The 16,046-nt window shown below is 70.2% G+C and carries 15 protein-coding genes; 9 read left to right on the top strand and 6 right to left on the bottom strand.

Features of this window, described 5'->3' with window-relative positions:
* The 3 genes from JNL41_RS18875 to lpdA all read left to right on the top strand — a co-directional run.
* Positions 1 to 394, top strand: a 394-nt coding sequence (locus JNL41_RS18875) for a 2-oxo acid dehydrogenase subunit E2 (protein WP_293477639.1), incomplete at its 5' end; no start/stop codon positions are given.
* 12 nt (positions 395 to 406) lie between these two features.
* Complete coding sequence (locus JNL41_RS18870) at positions 407 to 886, top strand: glutathione peroxidase (protein WP_293477637.1); 480 nt, start codon at positions 407 to 409, stop codon at positions 884 to 886.
* A complete protein-coding gene (gene lpdA / locus JNL41_RS18865; RefSeq protein WP_293477635.1) occupies positions 886 to 2,277 on the top strand; it encodes a dihydrolipoyl dehydrogenase in 1,392 nt (463 codons plus the stop codon). The genes JNL41_RS18870 and lpdA overlap by 1 nt, the downstream gene beginning before the upstream one ends.
* Before the next feature lie 4 nt (positions 2,278 to 2,281).
* On the opposite strand, the gene JNL41_RS18860 is transcribed toward lpdA, so the two are convergent.
* Positions 2,282 to 2,677 (bottom strand): DoxX family protein, encoded by a 396-nt coding sequence (locus tag JNL41_RS18860; protein WP_293477633.1) that lies wholly within the window; start codon positions 2,675 to 2,677, stop codon positions 2,282 to 2,284.
* Between the two features lie 16 nt (positions 2,678 to 2,693).
* Positions 2,694 to 4,247 carry an AMP-binding protein gene (locus JNL41_RS18855; protein ID WP_293477631.1) on the bottom strand — a complete coding sequence of 518 codons (1,554 nt, stop codon included), beginning with the start codon at positions 4,245 to 4,247 and terminating at the stop codon, positions 2,694 to 2,696.
* A gap of 142 nt (positions 4,248 to 4,389) precedes the next feature.
* On the opposite strand from JNL41_RS18855, the gene lipA reads away from it, so the two are divergent.
* Positions 4,390 to 5,352 (top strand): lipoyl synthase, encoded by a 963-nt coding sequence (lipA, locus tag JNL41_RS18850; protein WP_293477629.1) that lies wholly within the window; start codon positions 4,390 to 4,392, stop codon positions 5,350 to 5,352.
* The gene (locus JNL41_RS18845) at positions 5,353 to 5,805 is read left to right on the top strand and encodes an SRPBCC family protein (RefSeq protein WP_293477627.1); all 453 of its coding nucleotides are present in this window, start codon (positions 5,353 to 5,355) and stop codon (positions 5,803 to 5,805) included.
* Here the strand turns inward: JNL41_RS18845 and JNL41_RS18840 are convergent.
* Complete coding sequence (locus tag JNL41_RS18840) at positions 5,753 to 7,069, bottom strand: APC family permease (protein WP_293477625.1); 1,317 nt, start codon at positions 7,067 to 7,069, stop codon at positions 5,753 to 5,755. The two genes, JNL41_RS18845 and JNL41_RS18840, sit on opposite strands and share 53 nt — an antisense overlap.
* Positions 7,066 to 7,557 carry a CinA family protein gene (locus JNL41_RS18835; protein WP_293477641.1) on the bottom strand — a complete coding sequence of 164 codons (492 nt, stop codon included), beginning with the start codon at positions 7,555 to 7,557 and terminating at the stop codon, positions 7,066 to 7,068. Before JNL41_RS18835 ends, JNL41_RS18840 begins: the two co-directional genes overlap by 4 nt.
* Before the next feature lie 80 nt (positions 7,558 to 7,637).
* On the opposite strand from JNL41_RS18835, the gene JNL41_RS18830 reads away from it, so the two are divergent.
* On the top strand, positions 7,638 to 9,920 hold the full coding sequence (locus JNL41_RS18830; protein ID WP_293477623.1) for a fused MFS/spermidine synthase: 2,283 nt from the start codon (positions 7,638 to 7,640) through the stop codon (positions 9,918 to 9,920).
* Here JNL41_RS18830 and JNL41_RS18825 read toward each other — a convergent pair.
* Positions 9,917 to 11,062, bottom strand: a complete 1,146-nt coding sequence (locus tag JNL41_RS18825) for a bifunctional 2-C-methyl-D-erythritol 4-phosphate cytidylyltransferase/2-C-methyl-D-erythritol 2,4-cyclodiphosphate synthase (RefSeq protein WP_293477621.1) — start codon at positions 11,060 to 11,062, stop codon at positions 9,917 to 9,919. The genes JNL41_RS18830 and JNL41_RS18825 overlap by 4 nt on opposite strands.
* Before the next feature lie 100 nt (positions 11,063 to 11,162).
* On the opposite strand from JNL41_RS18825, the gene dusB reads away from it, so the two are divergent.
* The 3 genes from dusB to ntrC are packed head-to-tail and all read left to right on the top strand — an operon-like array spanning position 11,163 to position 14,712.
* The gene (dusB, locus tag JNL41_RS18820; RefSeq protein WP_293477619.1) at positions 11,163 to 12,170 is read left to right on the top strand and encodes a tRNA dihydrouridine synthase DusB; all 1,008 of its coding nucleotides are present in this window, start codon (positions 11,163 to 11,165) and stop codon (positions 12,168 to 12,170) included.
* Positions 12,167 to 13,294 (top strand): ATP-binding protein, encoded by a 1,128-nt coding sequence (locus tag JNL41_RS18815; RefSeq protein WP_293477617.1) that lies wholly within the window; start codon positions 12,167 to 12,169, stop codon positions 13,292 to 13,294. Before dusB ends, JNL41_RS18815 begins: the two co-directional genes overlap by 4 nt.
* Positions 13,291 to 14,712 (top strand): nitrogen regulation protein NR(I), encoded by a 1,422-nt coding sequence (gene ntrC / locus JNL41_RS18810; RefSeq protein ID WP_293477615.1) that lies wholly within the window; start codon positions 13,291 to 13,293, stop codon positions 14,710 to 14,712. The genes JNL41_RS18815 and ntrC overlap by 4 nt, the downstream gene beginning before the upstream one ends.
* Here the strand turns inward: ntrC and JNL41_RS18805 are convergent.
* On the bottom strand, positions 14,709 to 15,953 hold the full coding sequence (locus JNL41_RS18805) for a phytanoyl-CoA dioxygenase family protein (RefSeq protein ID WP_293477613.1): 1,245 nt from the start codon (positions 15,951 to 15,953) through the stop codon (positions 14,709 to 14,711). The genes ntrC and JNL41_RS18805 overlap by 4 nt on opposite strands.
* Between the last annotated feature and the right edge of the window lie 93 nt (positions 15,954 to 16,046).

Raw genomic sequence — 16,046 nt, 5'->3', positions numbered from 1 at the left:
CGCCATCCCCGGCGGCCTGATCACGCCGATCATCCGCAGGGCCGAGACCAAGGGGCTGGCCCAGATCGCCACCGAGGCCAAGGACCTGGCGGCCCGGGCGCGGGAGAAGAAGCTGAAGCCCGAGGAGTTCCAGGGCGGCACCTTCAGCGTCTCGAACCTGGGAATGTTCGGGATCAAGACCTTCGCCTCGATCATCAACGAGCCGCAGGGCTGCATCCTGTCGGTCGGCGCGGGCGAGAAGCGGGCCGTGGTGAAGGGCGACGAGATCGTCATCGCCAACGTGATGAGCGTCACGCTCACCTGCGACCACCGCGTGGTCGACGGCGCCGTCGGCGCACGCTTCCTCGCCGCCTTCAAGGAGATGCTCGAAGAACCCCTGCGGATGATCGTCTAGGGAGGTCTTGGCATGGCCAGCATCTACGACTTCAGCGCCGAGACCATCGACGGGGCCCCGGCGCCGCTCGGCGACTACAAGGACAAGGTGATCCTGGTCGTGAACACGGCCAGCCAGTGCGGCTTCACGAAGCAGTACGCGGGGCTGGAGGCGCTCTACCGCAAGTACCGCGACCGGGGCCTCGTGGTGCTGGGTTTCCCCTGCAACCAGTTCGGATCGCAGGAGCCGGGCGACGAGGCCGAAATCAAGACCTTCTGCTCGCTGACCTACGACGTGGACTTCCCGATGATGCGGAAGGTCGACGTGAACGGGCCCAAGGCGCACCCGCTGTACGCGTGGCTGAAGGGCCAGAAGAAGGGCGTCCTCGGCACCGAGGGCATCAAGTGGAACTTCACCAAGTTCCTCGTCGACCGCTCCGGCAAGGTCGCCGGCCGCTTTGCGCCCACTGTTGAACCCAAGGCGCTGGAAGGCGCGATCGAGAGGCTCCTCTGATGGCCGACGCTTTCGACGTCATCGTGATCGGCTCGGGGCCGGGCGGCTACGTGACCGCGATCCGGGCCAGCCAGTTGGGCTTCAAGACGGCGATCGTCGAGCGCAGCGAACTGGGCGGCATCTGCCTCAACTGGGGCTGCATTCCGACCAAGGCGCTGCTGAAGTCGGGCGAGGTCTACGAACAGCTCGACCACCTGAAGGACTACGGCCTGTCGGTCGAGAAGAAGGCCTTCGACTTCGACGCCGTCGTGAAGCGCTCGCGCAGGGTCGCGGCCCAACTGAATTCGGGCGTCGCCTTCCTGATGAAGAAGCACAAGATCGAGGTGGTCGAAGGCTTCGCCAAGCTGGAGAAGGGGGCTGGCGCCCCCACCGTCGTGGTTGGCGACCGCAAGCTCACCGCTAGGCACGTGATCGTCGCCACCGGCGCGCGGGCCCGCACGATCCCGGCCATCGGCCTCGAACCCGACGGCGAGCGCATCTGGACCTACCGCGAGGCGCTGGTCCCCAAGGCGGCGCCGAAGACCCTGGTGGTGATCGGTTCCGGCGCCATCGGCATGGAGTTCGCGAGCTTCTACCGGGCGCTGGGCTCGGAGGTGACGGTCGTCGAGATGATGCCGCGGATCCTGCCCGTCGAGGACGAGGAGGTCTCGAAGGCCGCCCACAAGAGCTTCGAGAAACGCGGCATCAAGTTCCGCGTGCCGGCCAACGTGAAGACGCTGTCGAAGACCGCCAAGGGCGTGGCCCTGGAGATCGAGGCGGGCGGCAAGACCGAGACCCTGGAGGCCGACGTCTGCATCGTGGCCGTGGGCATCGTCGGCAACGTCGAGGACATGGGCCTGGAGGCCCTGGGCGTGAAGATCGACCGCACGCACATCGTCACCGACAGCCACGGCGGGACGGGTGTGCCGGGCCTCTACGCCATCGGCGACGTGGCGGGGCCGCCCTGGCTCGCGCACAAGGCCAGCCACGAGGGCGTCCACTGCGTCGAGCATATCGCCGGCCTGAAACCTGCGAACCTCACCGCGCCGATCCCCGGTTGCACCTATACGACGCCGCAGATCGCCTCGGTGGGCCTGACCGAGGCGCAGGCCAGTGAGCAGGGGCTGGACCCCAAGGTCGGCCGCTTCCCGTTCCGCGTGAACGGCAAGGCCATCGCGGCCGGCGAGACCGACGGCTTCGTCAAGACCGTGTTCGACGGCAAGACCGGCGCCCTGATCGGCGCGCACATGATCGGCCACGAGGTGACCGAGATGGTGCAGGGCTTCGCCATCGCCATGACGCTGGAGGCCACGGAGGCCGAGTTGCACGCCACCGTCTTCCCGCACCCGACCATGAGCGAGGCGATGCACGAGTCGACCCTGGACGCCTACGGCAAGGTCCTGCACCTCTGACGGGTCAGGCGCGCTTGCGCACCACCGCGTCCAGGCTCCAGGGCCCCGGTCCGGCGAAGACCAGGTAGAGGAAGATGAAGCAGAAGAGGATGGCCGCGTCGCCGCCGTTCAGGCCGGGCCAGAAGCCCTTGCTGGCATGGGCCGTGAAATAGCCGACCGCCATCTGGCCCGAGCAGAGGAAGGCTGCGGCGCGCGTGAAGAGGCCGAGCGCGATCAGGCCGCCGCCCACCACCTCGATCCACGCCGCGGCAAGCAGGATCGCCGGCAACGGGTCGGGTACGCCCGGCTGAGGCCCGGGAAAGGCGAGCAGCTTCATCAGCCCGTGCTCCATGAAGAGCAGGGCGGTCATGACGCGCAGCACGCTGAGCACGCGCGGCGACCAGGCGGCGAGTTTTGGCATTGGTCGGTTCTCCCCCTCAGCCGGCGGGCTGCAACTCGGTGTCGACGATCCGCTGCAGCGCGACGTAGTCGGTCTTGCCGGTGCCGAGCACCGGAATTTCCTGCACCTTGATGATCTTGCGCGGCACCGCGAGTTCGGGCGCGCCGATGGACTGGGCGTGGGCCAGCAGCGGGCCGACGTCGGCGTCGCGCTGGTCGGTGACGAGGATGATGCGCTCGCCCTTCTTCGGGTCGGGCGTCGAGACCACGGCGTGGCGGCTTGCGGGCCACACGGCCGAGGCCAGGTCTTCGGCTGCGGTCAGGGAGACCATCTCGCCGCCGACCTTGGCGAAACGCTTCACGCGACCGAGGATCCTGATCCAGTCGTCGTCGCTGATGGAGACCACGTCGCCGGTGTCGTGCCAGCCGCCGGCGGGCGGGTCGATGCCGCCGTCGGCCCGCAGGTAGCCGGCCATGACGTTGGGCCCGCGGACCAGCAGCTTGCCGCCCTCCGCGATGCCCTCGACCGGCTCGAGCTTCGTCTCCACCCCTGGCAGCAGGCCGCCGACCGTGCCGCGGCGGTTGTCGCCGGGCTTGTTCACCGCGATCACGGGCGAGCACTCGGTGGCGCCGTAGCCCTCCAGCAGCGGGATCGGGCCGAACTTCTCGTTGATGAGGTTGTGCGTCTCGTCGCGCACCTTCTCGGCGCCGCAGACCACGAACGTGAGGCCGGAGAGCTCGTCGGGCTCGGCCGAGCGGGCGTACTGGTTGATGAAGGTGTCGGTGGCGAACAGCACCGAGGCCCCGCTGTCCTTCACCAGCGGCGGGATCTGCTTGATGTGCAGCGGCGAGGGATACTGGAACGTCTTCAGCCCCGTCAGCAGCGGCAGCAGCGCGCCGCCGGTCAGGCCGAAGACGTGGAAGATCGGCAGCGGGTTGAAGAACACCCAGTTGGTGTCGAGCGGGATGTGCTGGTTGATCTGGCGGCAGTTGGCCACGAGGTTGGCGTGGCTCAGCACCACGCCGCGCGGCGCGCCGAAGCTGCCCGAGGTGAACAGGATCACGCCCGGATCGGACGGCGACAGGGGTGTGCGGAATTGCTTCGGCAGGGCGCCGGCGGCGGCCGCGAACAGGCGGTCGGGCAGGCCCACCGTCTTTCGGACGTCCTCGAGGTAGACGACGTTCGCCTTGGTCTCGAGCGCGTCGATCAGGTCGTGCAGCTTGCCCTGCTCGACGAAGCGGTGGGAGGTCAGCACCGTCTTCACGCCGGCCAGGTCGCAGGCGGCCTTCAGGTTGCGGATGCCGGCCGTGAAGTTGAGCATGCAGGGGATGCGCCCAAAGGCGTGCAGGGCGAAGAAGGTCACCACGCCGCCCACGCTGGACGGCAGCATGACGCCCACGCGCTCGCCCTTCTTCGTGAAGCCGGCGATCTTCCTGCCCAGGGCGAAGGCGGCGCGGATCAGGTCGAGGTAGGTGAGGGGATTGCGCTCCTGGTCCTCCAGGATCGGCTTCTTCGCGCCATGTTTCTTCGCCGCCGCCACGAGGGCGTCGAAGACGGAAGACTGCGCCGACGCGCTGTCGAAACCACTCAAGGGCGAACGCCTCCCGGATCTTGTCGTTACGTCGAGCCTATCCGGCCGGGTTGCAGGTGAAAAGCTCGGTTACCTGCCGTGATCTTGCCGCGACGGCGCCCTTGCGCTTGATCCGGAGGCGCGGACGGACGATCTAGGGGCCATGGCCGTGGTCATCGACACCGTGGGCGGCAAGCGCCCGCGTCACCCAGAGAAGCAAAACCGGCCGGAAACGCCGATCCTGCGCAAGCCGGAGTGGCTGCGCGTCCGCGCGCCGGGCTCCGCCGGCTACAACGCCACCCGCGACATCGTGAAGGGCAACGGCCTGGTTACCGTCTGCGAGGAGGCGGCCTGCCCCAACATCGGCGAGTGCTGGTCGAAGAACCACGCGACGATGATGATCATGGGCGAGGTCTGCACGCGGGCCTGCGCGTTCTGCAACGTGACCACGGGCAAGCCCAACGCGCTCGACCCCAGCGAGCCGGCCCGCGTCGCAGACGCGGTGGCGAAGATGGGGCTGAAGCACGTCGTCATCACCTCGGTGGACCGCGACGACCTGGCGGACGGCGGCGCGGCGCACTTCGCCGCCGTGGTGCGCGCCATCCGCGCCGCCTCACGCGGCACGACCGTGGAGATCCTGACGCCGGACTTCCTGCGCAAGCCCGTCGAGGCCGTGCATGCGTTGATCGACGCCAAGCCCGACGTCTTCAACCACAACCTGGAGACCACGCCGCGGCTCTACCTCTCGATCCGCCCCGGCGCCCGCTACTACAACTCGCTGCGCCTGCTGGAGCGGGTGAAGGAACGCGACCCGGAGCAGTTCACCAAGTCCGGCATCATGGTCGGCCTGGGCGAGGCGAAGGAGGAGGTGATGCAGGTGATGGACGATATGCGTTCCGCCGGCGTCGATTTCATCACCATCGGCCAGTACCTTCAGCCCACCCGCCGCCACGCGCCTATCGACCGCTTCGTCCACCCCGACGAGTTCAGGGGGTATGAGGAGATCGCCAAGGCCAAGGGATTCCTGGTGGTCGCGTCCAGCCCGCTGACCCGTTCGTCGCACCATGCCGACGAAGACTTCGCGCGCCTCCAGGCCGCGCGGCGGGCCAAAGAGGCCGCAGCCTAGGTGCGCCACCACGTCTCGCGCGTGCTGCCCTACACCCCGGAGCAGTTGTTCGCGCTGGTGGGCGACGTCGAACGCTATCCAGAGTTCGTGCCGTGGATCACGTCCATGCGCACCTGGAACCGGCGGCGGACCGGCGAGGGCGTGGATCAGGTCGACGCCGAGGCGGGGGTCGGGTTCTCGTTCCTGAAGGAGCGGTTCGCGACACGGGTGCATCGCGACGGCGCCGCCCGGCAGATCGATGTGAACCTGCTGTCCGGTCCGTTCCGCAAGCTCACGAACCGCTGGCGCTTCCTGCCCGACGGCGCGGGCACGCGCATCGAGTTCGACATCGACTTCCAGTTCAAGGCAAAGCTGCTGGAGGGCCTGCTGGCAGCCAACTTCCACCACGCGGTCGAGCGGCTCATGAGCTGCTTCGAGGACCGGGCGAAGGCGCTGTACGGCGCGACACCGTGAGGATCAGCAGGCCGACGGCGAGCACGCCGGCCAGCGCCGGCAGCTCCTTCGTCGCGCCCAGCAGCATGACGCCGACGAAGATCAGGGCCGTCGCCGCCGCGAGCGGGGCGACATACGGAAGGCGGAAGGTCGGCGCCGGCGCGTCGGCGCGGCGCGCCAGACGGACCAGGGCGACGCAGCACAGCACGTAGGAGATCAGCCGCGCGGCGGTCGACATCGTGAGCGCGCCCAAGAGGTCGCTGGCCATGGCGGCGGAGAAGCCGACCACGCTGGAGGTCAGGATCGCCACCTGTGGCGTGCGCCAGCGCGGATGGATGCGGGCGAAGACGGCGGGCAGTTCCCCATGCTCGGCCAGGGCCAGCAGGTTGCGGGGCATCGAGACCACGATCACCAGCAGCGTTCCGAAGGTGACGGCGAGCGCGCCGATGGAAACCGCGCCGGCGCCGGCGGCGCCGTACAGCGCGCGGCCGGCCTCGGCGAACGGCCGGTCGGTGGCGGCTGGGGCGTCGAGGACGCCGACGCAGGCGGTGAACGCCAGGCCGAACACCAGGGTCACCAGGCCGAGGCTGAAGAGCAGCGCGATGGGGACGTCGCGGCGGGGATCCTTCGCTTCGCCCGCCACCATCGCGCCGCGCTCGAAGCCCGAAAATCCGAAGATGAAGATCAGCATCGCTTCGGCGAAGGTGACCGGCGGCGGCAGGGCCTGCGTCGGCGCCAGCCGGTCGATCTGCACGAAGGGGAGCACGGCGGCGATGAAGCCTGCGATGAAGACGAGCTTGGTGGCGATCAGCAGGTTGCTGGCCGCGGCGGACTGGCGGATGCCGATCAGCGTGATCCAGGTGGTGGCGATGCCCAGCGCGCCCAGCGCCGCGAGCCGGGGCCAGCCCGCGCCCAGCGCCGGCGCGAAAGCCGCGAGGTAGGTCACGAACAGGTTGGACAACGTCGCGGCGCCGAGCGCCTGGGCCACCCACAGCATCCAGCCGCTGGAGAAGGCCAGCCACGGCGGCAGCGCGGCGCGGGCGTAGAGGTAGGGCCCGCCCGTGCCCGAGAACCGGCTCCCGAGTTCGGCGAAGCACAGGAAAAGCGGCAGCATCGCCGCGGCGCTGGCCCCCAGCACCAGCAGTCCCCAGCCGTCGACCGCGCCATAGACCTTGGCCGGCGCGGTCAGCATGCCGGCGCCGAGCATCACGTTGAGCAGAAGGCCTATGACGTCGCGGCGCCTCAGCGCGCGCAGGAGCTGCGACTCGGCGGCAGGCTCGCTCAAACGAGCCGGTCTCGCATCATCTGCAGGGCCGCCTGGACCGCAGCGAGTTGAACGCCTTCGCGGGTGTCCTCCTCGAAGAAGTGCTCCTCGTGCATCAGGCGCTGGTTGGTGCGCGCCGTGGCGATATGGACCGTGCCGACGGGCTTGAGGCGGGTGCCGCCGCCGGGGCCGGCGACGCCGGTGATCGCGACCGACAGGTGGGCGTTCGACGCTTCGAGGGCGCCCTCGGCCATCATCCGCGCCACCGGCTCGGAGACGGCGCCCAGGTCCGCGATCAGGTCGCCGGGCACGCCCAGAAGTTCCTGCTTGGCGCGGTTGGAATAGGTGACGAAGCCACGTTCGAAGACGTCGGACGAGCCGGCGACCGAGCAGATGGCGCCCGCCACCAGACCGCCGGTGCAGCTCTCGGCCGTCACGATCCGCAGGGACCGTTCGCGACACTCGTCGATCAGCAGGCGGGCGAGGGTGACGATCTCCAGGTTGAACATCGGCGTCTTCGTCCCCTTTACCGCGCGGCCCTCAGCACAGAGCATCGAGCCGCCCTCCCGTTCAAGGCGATTCGAGATCCATGACCACGCTCGGCGCGTCTCCGTCCCGCCAGGCTCCAGCGGCGCTCTTCGCGCTGACGGTCTTCTCCAGCGCCACACTGGTGTTCCTCGTGCAGCCGATGGTGGCCAAGCTGGTGCTGCCGCTGCTGGGCGGGAGCCCTTCGGTCTGGAACACGTCGCAGGCGTTCTTCCAGCTCGCGCTGCTCGCCGGCTATTTCTACGCCCACGTGCTGCAACGCATCCCGTCCTTGCGGGGCCAGGCGGTCGTCCACGTGACCATGCTGGCGGTCGCCGCGGCGGCGCTGCCGCTCCGGGTCAACGCCTTGGCGGGGCCTCCGTCGTCGGATCACCCGAACCTGTGGCTGCTGGCGGTGCTCACCCTTTCCATCGGCGCGCCGTTCGCGATCCTCTCGGCGACCGCCCCGCTCGTCCAGGCCTGGCACGCCCGCACCATCGGCGCGGCCGAGGGCAAAGAGCCCTACGTCCTCTACGCTGCGTCGAACCTCGGCAGCCTGATCGCGTTGCTGGCCTATCCCGTCGTGGTGGAGCCCGCCTTCAGCCTCGTCGGCCAGCGGCTGGGGTGGAGCGCGGGCTACGGCCTCTTCGTCGTGATCATCGCGACGCTGGCGATCCTGGTCTCGCGCACGCGCGCCGCGGCGGTGCGAGAGGCCAGGGCCGCGACGCCCGCGCCGACCTGGGGCGAACGGGCCGCCTGGGTCGCGCTGGCGGCCATCCCGTCCAGCCTGATGCTGGGCGTCACCACCTACATCACGACCGACGTCGCCTCGGCTCCGTTCCTCTGGGTGCTGCCGCTCGCGCTGTACCTGACGACCTTCATCATCGCCTTCCAGGACAAGCCGGCCATCCCGCCGGCGCTCACCCTGACGCTGCAAGCCGCGGCGCTGGCGGTCTGCGTGGCGGCGCTGCCGTTCAAGTCAACCTTCTTCGCGGTCCTGCTGGTCGTCCACCTTGCCGCATTCTTCCTGACGGCGCTGATGTGCCATCAGCGGCTGGTGGCCCGGCGTCCCGATCCCGCCCACCTGACGGAGTTTTACCTCTGCCTGTCGCTGGGCGGCGTGGTCGGCGGGGCGTTCAACGCCTTCGCAGCGCCGGCGATCTTCAACGACGTCTGGGAATACCCGATCGTGCTGGCGCTCTCGTGCCTGGCGCGGCCGTGGGGCGACCTGCGGCGGATCCCGACCTGGACGTGGACCATGTTCGTGGTGGGCGTCGTCGCGGCGATCCTGACGCCCGTCGCCGTCACCTTCGCGACCAATCATCTGACGACCGACGCCTTCATCGGCCGCTTCGATCCGGCCGAATTGTTCGACATGGGCATGAAGGCGTTGCTGGCGCTGGCGGTGATCGCGGCCTTCATGGTGCGTCGCCATGCGCTGTTCATGTTCGCAATCGTCGCGATCCTCTCCTACGCCGCCGAGACCGCCGCGGACCGCACCGACACCCGGCAGAGCTGGCGCAGCTTCTTCGGCGTCCTGAAGCTCTCGCAGACCTGGGTCCCGTCGATCGGCCACGTGAAGATGCTGGCCCACGGCACCACGCTGCACGGCGCCCAGTCGCAGGACCCGCGCTACATGTGCCGACCGATGGTCTACTACACGCCGAACACGCCCATCGGGCAGGTGTTCACGGGCAAGCAGGCCGCCAGCCCGCGCCTGCGCATCGGCGCGGTGGGCCTGGGCACCGGATCGGTGGCGGCCTACGTCCGTCCCGGCGACGACCTGACGTTCTTCGAGATCGACCCCCTGGTGGTGCGCGTCTCGAACGATGCGGCCAACTTCACCTACACCACCCTCTGCGCGAAGAGCCTGATCGAGTACGTGATCGGCGACGCGCGCCTGACCGTAGCCAGACAGCCGCCGGCCAGTTTCGACATCCTGCTGATCGACGCCTTCTCGTCCGACGCGGTGCCCGCGCACCTGCTGACCGTCGAGGCCGTGCGGGGCTATCTCGCCAAGCTGAAGCCCGACGGCGTGCTGATCCTGCACCTGTCCAACCGTAACCTCGACCTGATGAATCCGGCCCAGGCCGTGGCGCGCGCGGCCGGCGGTTATGCCCTGGTCCAGCAGTACCGCGCGCCCGAGAAGGACCCGGCGGGCACCTGGGAGTCGTCGGAGGACGCGGTCATCGTGGCCCGCAGCCCGCAGGCGCTGGCGGCCCTCCGGGCCACGGGCAAGTGGACGGACGCCAACCCGTTCAAGGCGCGGCCCTGGACCGACGACTACACGAACCTGGCCGGCGCGCTCTACGGCAACCTGAAGACCCGTTACGAGTGGCTGCCCTAGACGGGCGTTTCCACCGCCACCACGGCCTGGGCCATCAGGCCTTCCTCGCGGCCGGTGAAGCCCATGCCCTCGGTCGTGGTCGCCTTCACGCTGACCCGGTCGACCGGCAACTCGAGCAACTCGGCGATGCGGGCGCGCATGGCGTCGCGATGTGGTTTGACCTTCGGGCGCTCGCAGATGAGCGTGACGTCCGCGTTCAGGATGCGTCCGCCCTTGGCCGCGACCCGGCTGACCGCATGCTTCAGGAAGCGGTCCGACGAGGCGCCCTTCCACTGCGGGTCGGACGGCGGGAAGTGCTCGCCGATGTCGCCGTCTGCGATGGCGCCCAGGACCGCGTCGGTCAGGGCGTGCAGGCCGCAGTCGGCGTCGGAGTGGCCGATGAGGCCGAGGTCGTGCTGGATGCGGATTCCGCACAGCCACACCACGTCGCCCGGACCGAACCGGTGCGCGTCGATGCCCTGGCCCATGCGCACGATCCGGCGGCCGGCGCTGAGCTGCTCGGCCAGCATGAAGTCCTCGGGGTAGGTGAGCTTCATCAGCATCGGGTCGCCCGGCACCATCGCGACGTGCCCGCCGGCGCGTTCCATGACCGACGCGTCGTCCGTGGGCTCCTCGCCGGCCGGCCAGCGGCGGTAGGCGGCCTTCAGCTTGCCCGACCGGAACGCCTGCGGGGTCTGCGCCCGCCAGAGGCCGTCGCGGGAGACGGTCCCGTCCACGAGGCCTTCGCCGCGCTTCAGGGTGTCGGGGATGGGCAGGGTGGGGATCGCGCCGTCGGCCAGCTCCAGAGCGGCCAGCAGGCGCTCGACGTGGGCTCGGGCGACGAACGGGCGGGCGGCGTCGTGGATCAGCACCGGCTGGGCGCTCTTCGCCGAGGTTGCGGCCAGGCCGGCCTGCACGGACTCGGCCCGCGTCCTGCCACCCGTCACCGCCTTCCAGCCCCGAAGGCCGGCCAGGGCGTCGTCGGCGGCTGCGAGGCGGTCGCGGGCCACCACGACCACGACGTCGCGCGCGCCGGCAGCCAGCAGGCCTTCGACGGACCAGCGCACGATCGGACGTCCGCCCAGCAGGCGCCAGGCCTTGGGTTCACCCGGTCCTGCGCGGAGACCTTCACCGGCTGCGACGACGACGGCAGAGAAACTCATGGCGCAGCTCTTAGGGAACCAGGGCGATTTGTTCCAGCTTTCGCGCTTTACGGCGCCGCAGCATTGTGCCTAGAAATGGGGCGATGGGAATGATTAGAAAATGAGCAATGCGCTCGACATCGGCGGTGTTCGCGTCGGAGGACGGGCCTGGATCGCGCCGATGACCGGCGTGTCGGACCTGCCGTTCCGCCGCGCCGCGAGCCGGCTGGGCGCGCCCTACGTTTCCACCGAAATGGTCGCCTGCGCCGAGTTGGCGCGAGGCCGGCCCGATGTCGTTCGGCGCGCGGCGGTCGGCGAGGGGCTGCCGCTGATGGTGGTGCAACTCGTCGGCCGGAACCCCGCGGCGATGGCCGAAGGCGCGCGGCTCGCCGAGGCCGCCGGCGCCGAGATCGTCGACCTGAACTTCGGCTGCCCGGCGCGTGAGGTGACCGGTGGCCACGGCGGCTCGGCGCTGATGCGCGAGCCGGACCTGGCCTGCGAACTCATGGCCGCGGCCGTCGAGGCGGTCGATGTGCCCGTGACCGTGAAGATGCGCCTGGGCTGGGATCACGGCGCGCTGAACGCGCCCGACCTGGCCGCCCGGGCCGAGGAGATCGGCGTGAGCGCCGTCACTGTCCACGGCCGCACCCGCTGCCAGTTCTACAAGGGCGCCGCGGACTGGAGCGCGATCCGGGCGGTGAAGGAGGCCGTTTCGGTCCCGGTGATCGCCAACGGCGACATCGTCGACGGCGCCAGCGCCCGCGCCGCCCTCGAGGCGTCCGGCGCAGACGCCGTGATGGTCGGCCGCGGCGTCTACGGCCGCCCCTGGATCGCCGCGGAAATCGAGGCCGAGCTGGACGGCCGGCCGTTCGAGGCGCCCGACGCGGCGGCCCGGCTCGGCATCGCGATCGCTCACCTCGACGAGAGCATCGCATTCTACGGCGAGCGCCTGGGCCTGCGCATCTTCCGCAAGCACCTCGCCGCCTACATCGAAAACGCCCCCTGGCCCGCGGACCCCGGGGCCCGGCGAGAGGCGCGCGCGGCGCTCTGCCGCCTGGAGGACGCCCGATCGGTCGAACGGGGGCTCGAAGCCCTCTGGATCTCACCCGGCGGGAGACTGGCGGCATGAACGGGACGACGCGCCTGCAGCCCAAGGGCGTGGACCTCGACCTCCTGAGGGCCCAGGCCTTCGAACTGTCGCCCGATCCTGCGCTGGTGGTCAGCGCCGACGGTGCGCTGGTGGCCGTGAACGAAGCAGCGGAGGCGCTGTTCGGGCAGGGACTCGGCCTCCTCGCGCGCGGCCGGTTCCGGGCGGCGCTGCCGCCGGGCTCGGCGCTGGTCTCGCTCCTCAACCGCGCCATCGAAGAGGACGGTCGCGTGCGCGAACGCGGCGTGCAGATCAGCCTCTTCGGCCTGCCGCCGTTCGAGGCCGACGGCGCCGCCGCGCCGCTCGGCGACGGCTCGGTGCTGCTGACCCTGTCGGTGAGGGCCGGTCTGGGCGCCGAGCGCGGGGCGCACGAGGCGGCCGGGCTGCGTTCGCTGGTCGGACTCGGCCGGATGCTGGCGCACGAGATCAAGAACCCGCTGGCGGGCATCCGTGGCGCGGCGCAACTCCTGAAGTCGGGCGCCAAGGCCGAGGATGCGCCGCTGGCGCAGCTCATCGTCGACGAGACCGACCGCGTGCGCCGCCTGGTGGACCGGATGGAGGCGTTCTCGGACGATGCGCTCCCGTCGCTCAGCCCGCTCAACATCCACCAGATCCTGGACCGCGTCCGCGCGCTCGCCGCCAACGGTGTCGCCGACGGCCTGGGCCTGAGGGAGTTCTACGACCCCTCGCTGCCCCCCGTGCTCGGCGACGAGGACCAGTTGATCCAGGTGTTCCTGAACCTCGTGAAGAACGCTTCCGAGGCCGCCCATGCGCGTGGCGACGGCCGCGGCGAGGTGTCGATCCACACGGCCTACCGCCACGGCGTGCGCGTGCGTTCGGCCCGCGGCCAGGCCCTGCGCGGCGCGCCCATCGAGGTGCGCGTCCAGGACAACGGCCCGGGCATCCCCGAGCACATTCGCGAAAGCCTGTTCCAGCCCTTCGTCACCACCAAGCCGTCTGGCGCGGGTCTGGGCCTGGCGCTGGTGGCCAAGCTGGTGGCCGGGCACGGTGGCCTCATCGACTTCGAATCCGAGCCCGGCCGCACCGTCTTCCGCGTGCTGCTGCCCGTCGCCCCGAGCGACAATCACCAGGACCTTCCCGAATGAACGCGGCCTCCAAGAAGATCCTGATCGCCGACGACGACTCGTCGATCCGGCTGGTGCTCTCCCAGGCGTTCACGCGGCTGGGCTACCAGGTGCGCGCGACCGGCAACGCCACGACGTTGCTGAAGTGGGTGACCGACGGCGAGGGCGACCTCGTGGTCACCGACGTGGTGATGCCCGACGAGAACGTGTTCGACGTGCTGCCGCGCATCCGCAGGCAGCGGCCGAAGCTGCCGGTCATCGTGATGAGCGCGCAGAACAACCTCATCACCGCGGTCAACGCCGCCGAGGTGGGCGCGTTCGAGTACGTCCCCAAGCCGTTCGACCTGGACGACATGACCTCGGCCGCGCGCCGGGCCCTGTCGCGGCCGGCGGACGCCGAGGCGTCGAAGGCCCAGGCGCGCGCCGTGCGCGACGACCGCCTGCCGCTGATTGGCCGCTCCGGGCCGATGCAGGACGTCTATCGCACCATCGCCCGCTTGGTCGGCGCCGACCTCACGGTCCTGATCACCGGCGAGAGCGGCACCGGCAAGGAGCTGGTCGCCCGCGCCCTGCACGACATGGGCCGCCGCCGCGACGGCAGGTTCGTGGTCATCAACCTGGCCGCCACGCCGCGCGAGCGGGTCGAGAGCGAGCTGTTCGGCAAGGACGAGGGCGACTTCGGCAAGCTGGTCGAGGCCGACGGCGGCACGCTGTTCCTCGATGAGATCGGCGATATGCCGCTCGATGCCCAGACGCGCCTGCTGCGGGTGATCGACGGCTCGGAGCCGGCGCTGAACCCCAGGACCGGCCGCCGACCCAACGTGCGTATCATTGCGGCCACGAACCGCGACCTCAGGGCTCTGATCCAGCAGGGCCTGTTCCGCGAGGACCTGTTCTTCCGCCTGAACGTCGCCCCGCTGCGCCTGCCGCCGCTCCGCGACAGGGCCGAGGACATCCCGGACCTCGCCCGCGCCTTCCTGCTGCGCGCCAACCGCGAGGGCCTGCCGGCGAAGACCATCGACGCCAACGCGCTGGAACGGCTGAAGCGTCACGCCTGGCCGGGCAACGTCCGCGAACTGGAGAACCTCGTCCGCCGCGTCTGCGCCCTCTACGCCGAAGACCTCATCACCGCGCGGATCATCGAGAAGGAGCTCGCCGAACAGCAGCCCGTGGTGCAGGGCCAGGAGGGCCCGGCGACGCTGGCGCAACTGGTGGAGCAGAAGCTCGCCGCCTATTTCGCCGATCAGCCCGACGGTATCCCGCCGGCCGGCCTCTACGACCGTGTGCTGGAGGAGGTCGAGCGGCCGCTGATCCAGCTCACGCTCGCGGCCACCCGCGGCAACCAGGTGCGCGCCGCCGAGATCCTCGGGCTCAACCGCAATACGCTGCGCAAGAAGATCCACGACCTGGGCGTCGAGATGGCCCGAGGGCGACGCTAGACCTCGTGGGTCGTGCCGGGCATGCCTGAGCTGTCGTAGTAGGCGATGGCGCCCTCCGCGAAGTAATGGCCGACGATCGAGCGGCGGGACTTCGCCATGTCGGTGCGAGGCAAGCCGGCGTGCATCAGGTTCTCGTGCCAGATGAGCACATCGCCGGCCTTCGGGCGGTAGATCTCCCGGCCGAGCCCGTTGTCCTCGATCAGCCGCGTCCACTCGGGTACGATCACCTGGCCGAAGTGCGTCCAGTCGTCGTCGGTCACCTTCGCCACGCCAGAGCCGGCCATGTAGATCCGGGGGAGGCGATGGCTGCCCGGGAACACCGCGAGTTCGCCCGAGCCTTCCTGCACGTCCTCCAGCGCGGTCCAGACGCCGCACATGCGGCCGGCCGGGAAGGGCGTGAGGTGGATCGTGTCCTGGTGGTGCTCCTGCTGGGAGCCGAAGACGTAGCTGAGCGTCTGGCAGGGCCGCGCCTCGGCGCCGAAGATCAGGCCCAGCATCCGCATCACCCTCGGGTGGGTCCAGAGGTCGCGGATCGCCGGATAGTCCTGGTGCAGGTTCTTGAGCCGCTCGCTGGAGCCCCAGGCGTAGCCCTGCACGCCGCGCTTCACGGCGTCGTCGAGGGCGGCGTTGAGGCGGTCCAGATGCTCAGGCGCGACAGCCTGCGGCAGCGTCACGTAGCCGTTGGCCGCGAAGTGGCGGAGCGCAGCGGCCTCTTCCGCCCCGGCGGCGCCCGACGCCACGAGTTCGGCCAGGTGCGCCTCGATCGCCTCCGGTCCGCGGTCGAACCAGGCCGTCGCCGACGGATCGGCGTAGTCGTAGAGCGTGCTGTCGCAGGGACCGTCCAACACCAGCGGCGTGCCGCGGGCCAGCAGCCGCGCCCGGACCCAGTCTGCGAGCCCACCGGTGTTGCGAACCTGCACGGTGAGTTCGCGGCGCGCCGCGACCGCATCGTTCACCCGCAGCCGCAGGCGCAGCTTCGCCGGACCGTCCGGCAGCAGGTGACCGTGCAGGCCGAACCAGGCGCGGTGGGGCCGCGAGTCGTCGAGGAGGAGCGGCTTGGTGAGCGCCGGCGCGGCCGAATCGCCGACGAACACCTCCAAGACCGCCGCGCCGCCACCTTGCACCGTGGCCTCGTAGTCGACCTGGATCACGCCCTGGGTCCGCGCCGTCTCCGCCGTCGAGGCGGCGTTCAGTTGCGCCGGAGGGGTGCGCGGGCGGAGGAACGGAAGGCGGAAACTCAAGGGGAACTCAGGAGGTTGGCAGCCGGGCGATGCGGCGCGCGGCACCACACCCGCGCACGTGGGGGACGTCAAGCCGCAGGCTGCGCCGTGCGC

The organism is Phenylobacterium sp., from assembly GCF_016793285.1.
Classification (GTDB): domain Bacteria; phylum Pseudomonadota; class Alphaproteobacteria; order Caulobacterales; family Caulobacteraceae; genus Phenylobacterium.
Note: the sequence above shows the minus strand (reverse complement) of the source record. Positions and strands in the feature narration are given on the sequence as shown.

Bases quoted from the DNA above. Each gene is read 5' to 3' on its own strand.
- JNL41_RS18870 (WP_293477637.1), top strand. From the start codon at position 407: ATGGCCAGCATCTACGACTTCAGCGCCGAGACCATCGACGGGGCCCCG.
- JNL41_RS18825 (WP_293477621.1), bottom strand. From the start codon at position 11,062: ATGAGTTTCTCTGCCGTCGTCGTCGCAGCCGGTGAAGGTCTCCGCGCA.
- lpdA (WP_293477635.1), top strand. From the start codon at position 886: ATGGCCGACGCTTTCGACGTCATCGTGATCGGCTCGGGGCCGGGCGGC.
- ntrC (WP_293477615.1), top strand. From the start codon at position 13,291: ATGAACGCGGCCTCCAAGAAGATCCTGATCGCCGACGACGACTCGTCG.
- JNL41_RS18835 (WP_293477641.1), bottom strand. From the start codon at position 7,557: ATGTTCAACCTGGAGATCGTCACCCTCGCCCGCCTGCTGATCGACGAG.
- dusB (WP_293477619.1), top strand. From the start codon at position 11,163: ATGAGCAATGCGCTCGACATCGGCGGTGTTCGCGTCGGAGGACGGGCC.
- JNL41_RS18815 (WP_293477617.1), top strand. From the start codon at position 12,167: ATGAACGGGACGACGCGCCTGCAGCCCAAGGGCGTGGACCTCGACCTC.
- JNL41_RS18830 (WP_293477623.1), top strand. From the start codon at position 7,638: ATGACCACGCTCGGCGCGTCTCCGTCCCGCCAGGCTCCAGCGGCGCTC.
- JNL41_RS18860 (WP_293477633.1), bottom strand. From the start codon at position 2,677: ATGCCAAAACTCGCCGCCTGGTCGCCGCGCGTGCTCAGCGTGCTGCGC.
- lipA (WP_293477629.1), top strand. From the start codon at position 4,390: ATGGCCGTGGTCATCGACACCGTGGGCGGCAAGCGCCCGCGTCACCCA.